The sequence below is a fragment of the Mesorhizobium sp. GW821-FHT07A06 genome, from assembly GCF_059419085.1.
Map to the genome: position 1 here is coordinate 62,130 of NZ_JBWKRC010000016.1, position 13,755 is coordinate 75,884.

Genomic DNA, 13,755 nt, shown 5'->3' on the forward strand with positions numbered 1-13,755 from the left:
GCATTTTATTGTTATGATTAATTTCCCGCTAACCATCTCAATTTATTAGCGATCTTGCAGATAAGATTCTGGGTTCGAGTTAACGCAAACTTGTCTGGCGCCACTGCATTTTACCGCGTGGCAATCGTGTCGCGTCCCAGGGAGTCGTCCTGCGTGGGGGCAGAAGCTGGAAAAGAGTTCGCATTGCAAAGTCCCCTTCGGGAGGGCTTTGTGAACGAGCGCGCGTCATCCAGATTGGCTGATACGGTGGATGTGGAACCGTATGATCCGCGCCAAGAGCTGGGGGCCGACGAACTCCGCATCCTTTACCGCAGGGAAGCCCAGGCGAAGCGAAGGGCGGAAGCCAGGCCGGGCCTGTGGATCGCGGTCGTCATCTATTTGCTGTTTTCTGCATCTGATCTGCTGCTGATACCTGACGTGGCGGCCTACACGATCACCGCGCGCTTCGCGGTGGGCCTGACCGCACTGCTGGTCCTGGAAGCACAGCTTCGCCGGGGAGCCGCGACGGAATGGCTTGACGTGACTTGCGCCTCGGCCATCATCTTTGGCTATATCGGTTGGCTGTTACCGGCATCCATGGGCGCAAACAAGGAAAGCGTCGCTTATTACATGGTCTTCGGCACCATTTTCATGATGAGTGCCAATCTATTTTTTACGTTCAGGTTTAAAGTTTCGATTATAACGTCAACAATTATATTGTGCGTCTTGTATTTGGCAAATTACTTTGTTCCCGCGTCGCTGACGTACAAGATGGTATTTGGCACTTTCTACGTTTCGTGCTTCACGTTCACCTCCTATGTGAACTGGAAGCTGAACGAGGAGCGCTACAACGTCTTCCTGAACGCTCTCGAGGCCAAGATCCAGCACAAGGAGGCCACCGAACGCGGCAAGGCCCTGCTGAGGCTGTCGCGGACGGATCCGCTGACAGGCCTGGAGAACCGGCGCGCTATCGATGAGAAGCTGCGCGATTACTGGAGCGACTGGCAAAAGCTTGGCAGCAAGTTCGCGGCCATCCTCATCGACGTCGACTTCTTCAAGAAATTCAACGACTGCTACGGCCACCAGGAAGGCGACCGCTGCCTGATCCATGTCGCCAATGCGCTGAGCGATCTGATCAAGAACTACGATGGCTCGATCGGGCGCTATGGCGGTGAGGAATTCATCGTGCTCGCCCGCATGGACAAGAAGAGCCAGGTGGCGGAGCTGGCGGAAGCCATCTGCCGCACGGTGGAGAACCTGGCGCTTACCCACGAACTCAGACGCGACGGGATCTCGATCGTCACGGCGAGCGTGGGGGCCGCCTTCACCAGGACGCAGGCCGGCGCCAAGCTGGAGAAGATCATCCATGAGGCCGATCGCGCGCTCTATCTGGCAAAGGCCAGCGGCCGCAATTGTGCCCGGCTGTTCGACCCGACCGATCCACAAAGCAGCGACGAGAGCGAAAACCTCGCGGCCTTGCTGAAGATCGCGATCGGGCAGGGCCTCGTTTCGCTCGTCTATCAACCGATCCAGGATGTCGTGTCGGGCCGGGTCGAAGCCGCGGAGGCGCTGATGCGTCTCAAGATGCTGGACGGCACATTGGTTCCGCCGAGCCTGTTCATTCCCGTCGCGGAGAGAACCGGCGCGATCCTGGAACTGGGGCGTTGGGCGATAAGGACGGTCTGCACCGAACTCCTGGCGGACGACCACATCCGTCTCGTCAGCGTCAACGTCTCTCCGATCCAGCTCAAGACGCCCGGCTTCGCGGCGTCCGTCGCGACCATTCTCGGCGAGACGGGCGTGACCGGCAACAGGCTGGCCTTCGAAATCACCGAAGGGCTCGAGATGGAGATGCACTCGGACATCCTGCGCTGCATCAGCGACCTGAAGCTGCTTGGCATCAAGATCTGGCTCGATGATTTCGGAACCGGCTTCGCCGGCCTCTCATGGCTGCGTCTGATCGATTTCGATACAGTGAAGATCGACCGCTCGTTTCTTCACGACTGCGGCACGCCGAAGGGCATGGCCATGCTCCAGGACATCATTGCCCTGGTCCGCAATCGCGGCCACCAGATCCTGGTCGAAGGGGTGGAAACCGACGAGCAGATCGCCCTCATGCGCGAGTTCGGCATCGACAAGATCCAGGGCTTTCGCGTCGGCCGACCCGTTCCCGCCGCGAATTTCCAGGCAAAGAAGGCCATCCACAAACGCCCGTTCCTCAGGTCCGCCTGACAGGCGCGGGCAGACGCGGTTCGCGAGGCCGCGACCGGCTCGCGGCGACGCGCGGACTCACCCCAGCAGATTGCGTGCGGTGCGCATGAAGATCCTCGACCCGATCGGGATCAGGTCGTCGGGAAAGTCGTAGTCCGGATTGTGGAGCGCCGGGTGGCGCTCGCCGGCGCCCAGGAAGAACATCGCCGACCTAGCGCCGTGGCCGAACAGGCCGAAATCTTCCGAGGCGCGCATCGGCAGGGCTTCCTCACCATGCACGACGCCTTCTTCCTGAAGCGCGCGTTGCAGGTGTTCCACCGCATCCGGCGCGTTGACGCTGGCGACGAAGATCTCGTGATAATCCCAGCGGGCGGAAAGGCGGTGCCTGCCCGCGATCTCCCCGACCAGCGCCTCGGCGGCGGCGCACAGATCCGCCATGCGTTCGTCGCGGCGGGTGCGCAGCGTTGCCCAGACCTCTCCATGCGCGGGCGCGATGCCGAACACGGCTTCGCCCATTTCGGCATGGGTGACGGTGACCATGGAGAAATCGTCATCGGCGAAGGTGGCGCGGCCGAGCGCGGGCAAAGCCGGCATCAGCTCCGAGATCGCCTGCATGGGCGAAATACCGGTCTCCGGCATGGAGGAATGCGCGGTCTTGCCCTCCAGCACGATGCGCATGCCGCGCGAGGCGCAATTGACCACGCCGGGCTTGAGCCGCACCTCGCCGAACGGCACGCCGGGGAGGTTGTGCAGCGAGAAGGCGAAATCAGGCGCGATCTCGCCGTAGCGGGGGTCGGCGACGACGCCGGCCGCGCCATTGCCGGTTTCCTCCGCCGGCTGGAACATCAGCACGACGCGGCCGCTGGCCGGCCGTTCGCGGCCGAGCTGACGGCCAAGGGCGGCCAGGATCGCGGTGTGCCCGTCATGGCCGCACATATGCGACTTGCCCGGCACCTGCGAGGCATGCGGCACGCCCGAGAGCTCCTCGATCGGCAGCGCGTCGAGTTCGGAGCGGAACAGCACGGTCGGGCCGGCCTTGCCGCTGTCATAGACCGCCGCCACGCCGTGCCCGCCCAATCCGGTCAGCACCTTGTCCGGGCCGGTATCGGCAAGGAAGGAGACGACTTCCTGCGCCGTCTTCTCCTCTTCATTGGAGATTTCCGGCTGCCGGTGCAGCTTGCGCCGCCACTCGGTGATCTCGACGATATCCCGGTTGGTGAGGGTCACGCGTTTCCTCCGCCATTTGTTGCGATCGGCGCAGTGTCGCAAACGCCGCTAGCGTACGCGATTGGGGCAGAGCGCTTTGAACTGGTCCAGCGTGACATCGTATGACGAGGCGCCGGAGCCATCGAGCACCACATTGTCATCGATCGACGTGATGCGGTAGTCCGTCGTCACGTCCGTGCCCTTGTTGCGGCCCTGGAACAGCATGTTGGCGCCATAGAAGGTGGTGAATTTGCCGGTCTTGCAGTTGGCGGTGATCTCGAAGTGCAGGGGCGACTTCATTTCCGCGTCAATGCATTCCTTGGAGAAATCGTGGCCATATTCGCGGCAGTAGACGCCCGCTTTGCGCCTGTCGTGCTTGGCCAGGATGCTGGCATGCGTGGAGCCGATGCCTGATTTTTTGACGATGGTCAGTTCCATCCCCACCTTGTTGCCATAGTAGATCGTGCTCGCTTGCGCCGCGGTCGCCAGGATCAAGGCGGGCAACACAACCAACAGATGTCGCATGGAACTCCTCCCTTTGGCCGGGAAAGGATTCACGCCCACGATCGTGCGGTCAAGGCCCTCGACGCACAACCGCCGCCGACGGGCATGCCGTCGGCGGCGGCGGGCACTTTCTTGAATGGTCTTATTGCTTGAATGGCCTTATTGATTGATCTCGGGCTCGACCAGCTTTGCCAGGTTCCGCAGCGATTCCTGCCAGCCGAGATAGCAGGCCTCGACCGGGATGACGTCGGGAATGCCGGCCTGGGTGATGTCGATCTCGGTGCCGACCGACACTTTTTTCAAGGTGATGGTCACCTGGATCTCGCCGGGCAAATTGGGGTCGTCGAACCGGTCGGTGTAGCGCAGGCGCTCGCCGGGAACGAGTTCGAGATATTCGCCGCCGAAGGCATGGCTGCCGCCCGTCGTGAAGTTGCGGAAGGACATCTTGAACGTGCCGCCGACCTTGGCCTCGAGATGATCGACCGTGCAGGTGAAGCCGTTCGGCGGCAGCCACTTGGCCAGCGCGTCGGCTTCGACGAAGGCGCGATAGACCTTCTCCGGGCTGGTGGTGAGAACGCGGTGCAAACGTACGGTTCCGGGCATATCGTGTCCTTTCATGATGCGTGTTCGATGTCCCAAGGACGAACGGGGCTTGACCGATCCGACACAGGCTCTCAGATTTTTCGAGAACCGGCGGCAATGCGGCCTTGCAGGCCTGGCCTACGGCAATTCCGGTTGATTTGGGACTCGATTTTGCGGCGGCTGGACCAATCGTCGCAAATGACGAACCGGATAGCCATTATGAGGAGAGTGTTTATAACGGTCGCTGAAATCGCCATATCCAAGGGGAGACGATGCGCTACATACGTCCGCTTTCAATCGAAGATGCCGTCGGCCAACTGGCCGGAGCGTCTGGCATATCAGCCATCCTGGCCGGAGGCAGCGACCTTCTGGTGAGGATGAAGGGGGGCTTTGTCGAGCCCGACCTGATCGTCGACATCAAGTCGATCGCGTCCTTAAGCGAAATCCGGGAAACGGCTGACGGCTTCAGCATCGGGGCGGCCGTTCCCTGCGCCGTGCTGGGCGAGAACACCGCCTTGAAGAAGGCGTGGCCCGGCGTGGTCGAGGCGGCCAAGCTGATCGGCTCCAAGCAGGTGCAGGGACGCTGCACCATCACGGGCAATCTGTGCAACGCCTCGCCGGCGGCGGACAGCGTGCCGGCGCTGGTGGCGGCGGGTGCAAGGGCCGTGGTTGCCGGGCCTTCTGGCAAGCGCACCATCCCCGTCGAGGCCGTGCCGGTCGGGCCGGGCAAGACCTCGCTCGCCAAGGGCGAGATCATCGAGGCGATCCTGCTCGACAAGCGCACGCCGCGCTCGGGCGACGCCTATCTGAGGTTCATACCGCGCACCGAGATGGACATTGCCGTGGTCAGCGCCGGGGTGAACCTGACGCTCGACGAACACGGCGTCATCACCGCCGCGCGCGTGGCGCTGGGGGCCGCGGCACCGACCGTGCTGCTGGTCGAGGAGGCCGCCGAGGCGCTTATCGGCAGGAAGCTGGACGATGCGGCCCTTGAGCGGCTGGCAAAAGTCTGCGCCGGCGCCTGCCGCCCCATCGACGACAAGCGCGGTACCATCGAATTCAGACGGAAAGTCGCGGGTGTGCTGGCCAAACGTGCCGCCACGACCGCCTACGCACGTGCAGGAGGCAAATGATGGCTGGCATAGCAGTCTCGACGACAATCAACGGCGACACTATCGAGTATCTCTGCCAGCCTGACGAGACGCTGCTCGACGTGCTGCGCGACCGGCTCGGCCTGACCGGCGCCAAGGAAGGCTGCGGCACCGGCGACTGCGGCGCCTGCTCGATCATCCTCGACAACCGGCTGGTCTGCTCGTGCCTGGTGCTTGGTGCCGAGGCCGAGGGCCGGCGCATCGAGACCGTCGAAGGCATGGCGCATGGCGACCAGCTGCACACGCTGCAGCAGAAGTTCCTCGAGCATGCCGCCCTGCAATGCGGCATCTGCACGCCGGGCTTCCTGATCGCGGCCAAGGACCTTCTGGCGAAGAACCCCGACCCGAGCGAGGAGGAAATCCGCTTCGGCCTGGCCGGGAACCTCTGCCGCTGCACCGGCTATGACAAGATCGTGCGCGCCGTCCAGGACGCGGCACATGTGATGAAGGGAGCCTGAAGATGAATTTCGATCCGCGTTTTTCCGGGCGTAAATTCGCATCCGTCGGCACGCGCCCCATCCGTCCCGACGGCGTCGACAAGGTGACGGGACGCGCCCGCTACGGCGCCGACTTCAACATGGCCGGCCAGCTGGTCGGCCGCGTGCTGCGCAGCCCGCACGCGCATGCGATCATCAGGAAGATCGACACGTCGAAGGCGGAAAAGCTGAACGGCGTGAAGGCGGTGATCACGGCGAAGGACCTGCCGGACCTGACCGACGGCGATGCCGCCATGTACGACATCCTCGACAATTGCATGGCGCGCACCAAGGCGCTCTATGACGGCCATGCGGTGGCCGCGGTCGCCGCCGTCGACGCCCGCACGGCCAGGCAGGCGCTGAAGCTGATCGAGGTCGACTACGAGATCCTGCCGCATGTCACCGATGTCGACGAGGCGATGCAGCACCACGCCCCGCTGATCAACGACACGATCTTCACCGAGGGGCTGGAGGAAAAGCCGGTAAAACCCTCCAACGTCACCAAGCGCAGCCAGTTCGGCCATGGCGATGTCCACCAGGGTTTCGGCCACGCCGATTTCATCGTCGAGCGCTCCTTCAAGACCGAGCAGACGCACCAGGGCTATATCGAGCCGCATGCCTGCGTGGCGAGCGTCTCGTCCGACGGCACCGCCGACCTCTGGGTCTGTACGCAGGGCCATTTCGTCTACCGCCAGCATTGCGCCCAGCTGCTCGGCATGGAAGCCTCGAAGCTGCGCGTCACCTCGTCCGAGATTGGCGGCGGCTTTGGCGGCAAGACCCATGTCTGGGCCGAGCCGGTGGCGCTTGCCTTGTCACGCAAGGCCGGACGGCCGGTGAAGCTGGTGATGACCCGCGACGAGGTGTTTCGCGCCTCGGGTCCGACCAGCGCCACTTCGATCGACGTCAAGATCGGCGCCCGCAAGGACGGCACAATCACTGCCGCCGAAGCGACGCTGCGCTATTCCTGCGGCCCCTATGCCGGCGCCTGGGCCGAAATCGGCGCCATGACGGCGTTCGCCTGCTACAAGCTCGATAACGTCAAGACGGTCGGCTACGAAGTGCTGGTCAACCGGCCGAAGACCGCGGCCTATCGCGCGCCGTCGGCACCGATGGCGGCCTTCGCGGTGGAAAGCGCCGTCGACGAGCTCGCCAAGGAGATCGGCATGGACCCGGTCGACTTCCGCATCAAGAACGCCGCGCAGGAAGGCACGCGCTCGTCCTACGGCCCGGTCTACGGACCGATCGGCATCGGCCCGACGCTGGAAGCGGTGAAGAACCATCCGCACATGAAGGCGCCGCTCAAGAAGAACCAGGGCAGGGGCATGGCCTGCGGCTTCTGGTTCAACTTCGGCGGCCAGACCTGCGTGGACCTCAACATCGGCATGGACGGCTCGGTATCGCTGGCCGTCGGCACGGTGGACGTGGGCGGTTCCCGCGCGTCGCTGTCGCTGGTGGCGGCGGAAGAGCTCGGCATCGATTACAGCCAGCTCAAGGCTATCGTGGCGGACACGTCGAGCCTCGGCTACAACGACATGACCGACGGCAGCCGCGGCACCTTCTCCTCCTCCATGGCGACGATCTCGGCCGCCCGCAACGCGATCAAGATCCTGCGCGAGCGCGCCGCGCAGATGTGGGACATTTCCGTCGACGACGTGATCTGGGAACAGGGCCACGCGGTCGCCAAGGGCGAGAAGCACGGCAATCTCGGCAAGCTGTCGCTGAAGGAGATCGCGGCGCAGTCCGGCAAGACCGGCGGGCCGATCGCCGGCCACAGCGAGCTCGTCGCCGACGGCGCCGGCGTCTCCTTCGCCACCCATATTTGCGACATCGAGGTCGACCCCGAGACGGGCTCGACCAGGGTGATCCGCTACACGGTGGTGCAGGATGCCGGCAAGGCGGTGCACCCGACCTATGTCGAGGGCCAGTACCAGGGCGGTGCGGCGCAAGGCATCGGCTGGGCGCTCAACGAGGAGTATATTTACGGCAAGGACGGAAGGCTGCAGAACGCCGGCTTCCTCGACTACCGCATCCCGGTCTGCTCCGACCTGCCGATGATCGACACGCAGATCCTGGAAATCCCCAACCCCAACCACCCCTATGGCGTGCGCGGCGTCGGCGAAACCTCGATCGTGCCGCCGCTGGCGGCGATCGCCAACGCGGTGTCGAACGCGGCCGGCGTGCGCATGACCCACATCCCGATGTCGCCGCCGCGCATCCTGGCGGCGATCGAGGCGGAACGGGGCTAGGGCGGGGAGAGCTCAGGCAAATGGTCGAAGTCACCCTTTGGGGTGCGCTGAGCCAGCTTGCCGGCGGCAAGAGCAAGGTCGAGGTCGAAGCCAAGGACATCAGGGAGCTGTTCAGGAAACTGGCTGAACAGTATCCCGGGTTTGAACCGTGGATCGATCGCGGCATTGCGGTGGCGATCGATGGGGTGATTTATCGCGATACGTGGTCGAAGAAGCTGCCGGAGGGGGCGGAGATTTTTCTGCTGCCGAGATTGGCTGGGGGGTGAGGGGGCGGGTACGCCGCATAAATCGGGTTCACTCTGCGACCTTCAGTTGAGAGCACTAAGCACTTGCAAACTGAGCTTCGCGCGCCGCTTTCGCGGCCTCTGTCGCTTCCAAGTCAATGTTCGCAAAAACTATTTTACTCTGAGGAAGAGAATCTAGTGAATCAATTCGATTTTGCTGGACTCTCCAGATGGCCATCTTTCCTAAATACTTGAATCCAAGTAGCGCTGACAATAGAGAAAATATCTTCGGGCCTAATGGCGCTAAAACAATATTATAATCCGTCAGAAGGCCATAAGTAATAGACTCCAACAATTCAAAAGAGCCCTTTGGATCACTAAGCAAGTACCTTACGTCGCGGGTCGCAAATCCAGAGAAATCAAAGTCGAAGTTCGCTTTTTTCACCGCTGTATCAAAGCGAGAGTCAATCCCCGATCCCCAAAAGCAGTATGATAATCTTGGTTCTAGTTGACTAATAATTCCCATGGCCACGCCAGGCTCAAAACCAAGGCCAATCATAAGACACAATGGCTTCGTAGCATCGGCATCATAGGACGAAAAATGTCCGCTGATCGGGCCAATTTGTTCAATCTGCGGGAAATTTCTGCTTGGGGTGGCAAATTTTGCGGGACAATAAATTATTTTTAAACTATCGCCAACGCGGCAATGGTTCATTAACGTAAGAATTACATCAAATAGCATAAATCTATTTACAGAAGATATGTCAAAGGCGATTGAAATAGGCCTCCTCGCCCTATCTATAAGTTTTGGCAATACTGACTTGCAAAATTTTTCATACCCATCGTAGATGATGTATTTCCTAGTTTCCGCGTAAGATAAATTCTTTTTATAGCTGTGTATGTCTATCTTTGGTAATTTCAGCGCTATCGTTTTCTTGGCTCTAATTTTCGACGATGCAAATGTAGATCTCGATTCGAATCCTAATCCGAATATGAATAAGTCAAATTCTTCAGAAAGATCATCAATTTCTGTCATTCCCCCTTGCGATATCATGACATCTTTCCAAATAGATCGAGGAGAGTACTCTGATTTTGAGGTGCTCCCTTCCTCTCAAGGATGGTCGAAAGGTTGACAGTTCGCCCAACTATCAGCGGAAGCCGGAAACGGGGCGCGAATATATGGGACAGCCTTACACGTAGCCCCGATATCTCACCCACCCGATAGGGCCTCTCGTGAGGCTCGGCCCTCGTCACGAACGCACCAATATTTATACCGCGCCCGACAAGTTCTTGAATAGGGGCTTCAACACCCTCGTCTACACGAAACGACAGCACTGGGTCTGGGTTAAAATGCGCCCCAAGCACTGAGGCTCGGAAAAACATGCCAATGCGATCGACCAAGTCCACCAGAGAGCGGAGCTCGCGAGTTCCGGATGAACTCGGGATGGTAGACAGCAGGGCAAAGAATGCTGCCATCATCCGCTCAATAGCAACTTTCTGATGAGAGCGTTTAACGGCGGTATTCGATCCATCGGCGCAATATTCCTTTATCATGGGCTCCATCAAGCCAATCATCCAACGAGGATTTCCCTCGCAAAGGGCGAACAGCGAATCAGCGCCGGTGTAGATGTCGGAAACGGTGTCCTTGGAACGAAACCTACGGGTTCGATTCTGAGACACTCGCTCCTGGGAGAATAAGAATTCCTCCCTAATTAAGACGGGCCAAAGGATCTTCCTAACGTCGGCGGCGCGTCGAAATTCGCTTCCTCCCGACAAATCCTGGACCGAGATGCCACGTTGATCGGCGTACTCGCGAAAGCTGTTGTCTTTCTCGTACAGGGAACCAAATTTCCGACCATGCTGCCCGGTCAGCTTGTACTTCCCTTCGCCGTCTGTAAGGTCGTCATCCAGGAAAGACTTACCGAAGACGTCGGTTGGAGACGTAGGCGTACCTGAAGCCGATGCTAACGAGCTAAATAATGCTTCGCTAAACTCTCTCGTCCTCAACGTCGAATATGAGCTCAAAAAAACAAGCTGAAAGTCGTTTCGTTCTGTCGGAACGGTGGGATCGGCAGCTCCAAGCGCCGCAGTTACATATGGCGCAGCGGAAAACTTTATAAATAGCCGCTGATCGATAGAGCGAGGCGCTCGTAATATCGTAGATGCGACCGAGTCAGCAGCGATTTCAAGCTCGTCAAAACACAAAGCTAAGCGAATTTTTTTTCCAGTGATGTCTTCCAAAAAATAAGCAAAGTCGCTTGCGTCATCAAGGAAGTTTCGAACTAGAAATTCGTTTCTGTCAATGACGTCCTTTGCCCCTAAGTTTGTCAAAGATGCCTCGACACTCAGTCTTTGAAGTCGCTTAATGCGGCCGGTAATAGCGCGGCGAAGCCCTACTCGAGTAGATATCTCTAATTCGATTCCCCATGCCTTAGCTATTTGCCTAACCTGAGTAACCTCGTCTTCTTGCGACGAGCCGGCGTAATATTTTGACAGAAGATTGTCATCTCTGACTGCCTCGGCAGCCGCATCCGTCCACGTATCGACCATGGAGACTAATGCGCTGTGACGAAACAAGGAGATCGACAATATCCTCTCGATCGACGGATCCATTTTATCTGCCGAGAACGAGCGATAATCCGCGCTCCATGTCAAACTAGCTGGGATGTAGACAGCAAGAAAATTGATTCCACTGATTAATTCGTCACGCTGCTCTCCTCTCCATCTGAGAAGAGCAGGAAGAGTTAGCATCTTAAGAAGTGTCGTTTTGCCACTACCTCTTGGCCCAAGCACCGCAGTGTGGCTGGAAGTGGCTACGGCACTCAGATGTGGGGACTGAACAAACTTGGCCCCGACCGTTTCCGGGTCCGAGAACCGAGCGTTGAAGGATTGAAAAATCGTCTCAGCCGACCCATTCATTCAGGAGACCTCTAAGCCCGACGGTTGGCCTTCGTCATCGAATTGCAATTTGGCCCCTTTTGCCTTGAGCATCTTGAACAGCCCTGTTTGATCGTCTGGCGTAAGATGGGCCAGCCGTGGTTCGAACGCTAGCACCTGAGCCCATCGCGAAAAGCCGCCACTCGCCCTTCTCCCAAAGGTGATTAGTCTGTCCCGTAGTTCCGCCATATCTGCGCGATAGCCAAATCCACATTTGTGCGGGAGGCCTGCGTCGCCCTGTGCCCTAGACCAACCAACTTCCGGCGACCATGTCCAAGTTTTCACTAATCCCATCAGATTGACACTGCCACTGGCTAGAGGGGCTGGGTCTAAGTCGATGTGATGTATTTGATTTCTTGGATGTCCGCCCCGCACGCGGTAGGTTTTCGCCGCCACGCTGCCGGCCGACAAGACAACTGGCGCGAATGGTGTGGCGTCCGAGTAGGACAGATGTGGAACATGCTCGTGTCCATGCAAAACAAGCCACGACTTCTCAGTGTCCTTAAATAACTCGAGCAAGCGGTCCCCGCCCTTTGCCACACTGCCTCCGTCCTCGATCCACGGATGTTTTTTCACGTGATGATGCAACAGAGCCACGTTGGTGGCGCTCTCACTGCTCTCTACCGCCATGCGTATCGCGTCGAGCGTTTGAGGGCTGATGCGACCGTGGAGATGCTCATCGGGCGCCTTATTCACGTCTGAGGAATAGCCATGGAAAGCCGAGCTGTTAATAATAACAAGTGTAGCATCGAACTTCTTGAAGGGGACAACCACAAAATTTCGAGACCAATAGCGGTCGGCATAGACGCGGTCGCCGAGTTGGAAACAGAGCTCGTCAATTGGAAATAGCGGATCCAGTAACTGAAGCGCCGTTTTGGGATCGAAATCTTTTTCAGCGCGCCGGGAATCTATGTCGTGGTTGCCGGCCGTTCCGATGAGCAGCGACGCTCCCAGCTTAGATTTGATGTCCTTAAGGTCATCCCACGCTGACTTTTGGGCCGAGGCATTGGCTTTATCGCCAAGGTCGCCAGGCGAAACGACCCAATCAACCTCCAACCCTTCGCGGCGGATCAGGTCGGAAAGATCAACGAGGGGATTCAGTGCCTTGGAGCGATATCGGCTGTCAGTACTGTAATATGACGGCGAGGAGCTCGCAAGCGGATCGGACGCATGCGCATGCAGGTCGCTGATAACTAAAATTCTAAGTCGAGCGACGGTCATAATTGTAAATTAGCAGTTCTTGCACGGTTATTCGCTTTGATGAATTGCCAGCTACGGTGCGCAATACAGGCATTCGCACACTCCGCCACCCTCGCTCCAAACTCCGCGAGAGTGAACTTAGAGGATACGAGAGAAGAAACCGGGCACCAATATCCTCAAGATGCTCAAGAACGGAACTTAGGCGATCAATGTCAGCCAACGTGAACGGCTTTTGGTTGTATTCGTTAAACATCCTGTCTTCCGAGTAGTAAGGAGGGTCTATAAAAACAAAATCGCCCTTGCGAACCTTAGTTTTACAGAACTCCTCGAAATCCAAATTTTCAACGGATGCGCTCGCTATCAGGCGAACTGAATCCATGAATTGGTCTTTGCTAAGATATGGTGAAACTTTATAATTTGAAAACGGTACGTTAAATTCACCGCTCTTATTTATTCTAAATATCCCGTTGAAACAATTTCTGTTTAGGTAATAAAACAAAACCGACTTTTCCATCGACGGCATTGACGAATTGTAAGTCTTCCTTATCTCGTAGTAAGCTTCTTTCGTTCTCGGTATGCTTGAGAAATTTTCGTAAAAATTGCTGCTATTTTTGCAAACGTCGCGATAAAATGCTACAAGATCACTGTTAAGGTCGTTGAGGCGCGCCTCGCGTTCTCCCAGGCAGAAAGCAAAGGCAGCCGAGCCCGCAAACGGCTCTGCGTAGTTTTCGTAGTGGCGCGGAAATATGCGAGATATGGCCGAAAATTGCCGTTTCTTGCTGCCCGCCCATCGTAATAATGGCAAGCAATTAGCTCGGCCATCCATGTGCGTTCTTTCCCCTTAGCTGATCTTTTTAACGCAATCTGCAAAGCGACCAGCGACCCTGACGGCACATAGCACCTTTGTTCAAGTTCTTGCAATCGGAGGATGTTTGCCTCGGCCATCGATTCACAACGTTCTTCCAAGAGCTATCAACATATCGCAACGACCTATTAGCCTGTTAACCTGTTTGGGTTGCGAGTGGTGGCCGCAATCGTT

Annotated in this window: 12 protein-coding genes; 5 read left to right on the top strand and 7 right to left on the bottom strand. The window is 58.2% G+C overall.

Annotation, left to right across the window (positions count from 1 at the left end; translation table 11 throughout):
- The first annotated feature begins 210 nt into the window (after positions 1-210).
- Entirely contained in the window at positions 211-2,211 is a 2,001-nt protein-coding gene (locus AC07SZ_RS32160; RefSeq protein WP_081294845.1) for a putative bifunctional diguanylate cyclase/phosphodiesterase, read from the top strand.
- A gap of 57 nt (positions 2,212-2,268) precedes the next feature.
- On the opposite strand, the gene AC07SZ_RS32165 is transcribed toward AC07SZ_RS32160, so the two are convergent.
- From AC07SZ_RS32165 to AC07SZ_RS32175, 3 genes are all read right to left on the bottom strand, one after another.
- On the bottom strand, positions 2,269-3,417 hold the full coding sequence (locus AC07SZ_RS32165) for an amidohydrolase (RefSeq protein ID WP_056570835.1): 1,149 nt from the start codon (positions 3,415-3,417) through the stop codon (positions 2,269-2,271).
- A gap of 48 nt (positions 3,418-3,465) precedes the next feature.
- Positions 3,466-3,921 (bottom strand): hypothetical protein, encoded by a 456-nt coding sequence (locus tag AC07SZ_RS32170; protein WP_494917492.1) that lies wholly within the window; start codon positions 3,919-3,921, stop codon positions 3,466-3,468.
- A 138-nt stretch (positions 3,922-4,059) separates the two neighbouring features.
- Positions 4,060-4,503: an SRPBCC family protein gene (locus tag AC07SZ_RS32175; protein WP_202326514.1), complete on the bottom strand. Its 444-nt coding sequence runs from the start codon at positions 4,501-4,503 to the stop codon at positions 4,060-4,062.
- A gap of 251 nt (positions 4,504-4,754) precedes the next feature.
- Between AC07SZ_RS32175 and AC07SZ_RS32180 the strand changes: the two genes are divergently transcribed.
- Genes AC07SZ_RS32180 through AC07SZ_RS32195 form a run of 4 tightly spaced genes read left to right on the top strand, consistent with a single transcriptional unit; the run spans position 4,755 to position 8,621 of the window.
- Positions 4,755-5,615: an FAD binding domain-containing protein gene (locus tag AC07SZ_RS32180; RefSeq protein ID WP_494917493.1), complete on the top strand. Its 861-nt coding sequence runs from the start codon at positions 4,755-4,757 to the stop codon at positions 5,613-5,615.
- Positions 5,615-6,091: a (2Fe-2S)-binding protein gene (locus AC07SZ_RS32185; RefSeq protein ID WP_056570844.1), complete on the top strand. Its 477-nt coding sequence runs from the start codon at positions 5,615-5,617 to the stop codon at positions 6,089-6,091. The genes AC07SZ_RS32180 and AC07SZ_RS32185 overlap by 1 nt, the downstream gene beginning before the upstream one ends.
- Positions 6,092-6,093: 2 nt before the next feature.
- On the top strand, positions 6,094-8,355 hold the full coding sequence (locus AC07SZ_RS32190; RefSeq protein ID WP_494917494.1) for a xanthine dehydrogenase family protein molybdopterin-binding subunit: 2,262 nt from the start codon (positions 6,094-6,096) through the stop codon (positions 8,353-8,355).
- A gap of 20 nt (positions 8,356-8,375) precedes the next feature.
- On the top strand, positions 8,376-8,621 hold the full coding sequence (locus AC07SZ_RS32195) for a MoaD/ThiS family protein (protein WP_494917495.1): 246 nt from the start codon (positions 8,376-8,378) through the stop codon (positions 8,619-8,621).
- Between the two features lie 55 nt (positions 8,622-8,676).
- Here AC07SZ_RS32195 and AC07SZ_RS32200 read toward each other — a convergent pair whose 3' ends face one another.
- The 4 genes from AC07SZ_RS32200 to AC07SZ_RS32215 are packed head-to-tail and all read right to left on the bottom strand — an operon-like array spanning position 8,677 to position 13,542.
- Positions 8,677-9,615: a hypothetical protein gene (locus tag AC07SZ_RS32200; protein WP_494917496.1), complete on the bottom strand. Its 939-nt coding sequence runs from the start codon at positions 9,613-9,615 to the stop codon at positions 8,677-8,679.
- A 14-nt stretch (positions 9,616-9,629) separates the two neighbouring features.
- Positions 9,630-11,498 (bottom strand): ORC-CDC6 family AAA ATPase, encoded by a 1,869-nt coding sequence (locus AC07SZ_RS32205; protein WP_494917497.1) that lies wholly within the window; start codon positions 11,496-11,498, stop codon positions 9,630-9,632.
- A complete protein-coding gene (locus AC07SZ_RS32210; RefSeq protein WP_494917498.1) occupies positions 11,499-12,737 on the bottom strand; it encodes a metallophosphoesterase family protein in 1,239 nt (412 codons plus the stop codon).
- Complete coding sequence (locus AC07SZ_RS32215) at positions 12,718-13,542, bottom strand: DNA adenine methylase (RefSeq protein ID WP_494917499.1); 825 nt, start codon at positions 13,540-13,542, stop codon at positions 12,718-12,720. Before AC07SZ_RS32215 ends, AC07SZ_RS32210 begins: the two co-directional genes overlap by 20 nt.
- Positions 13,543-13,755 lie beyond the last annotated feature (213 nt).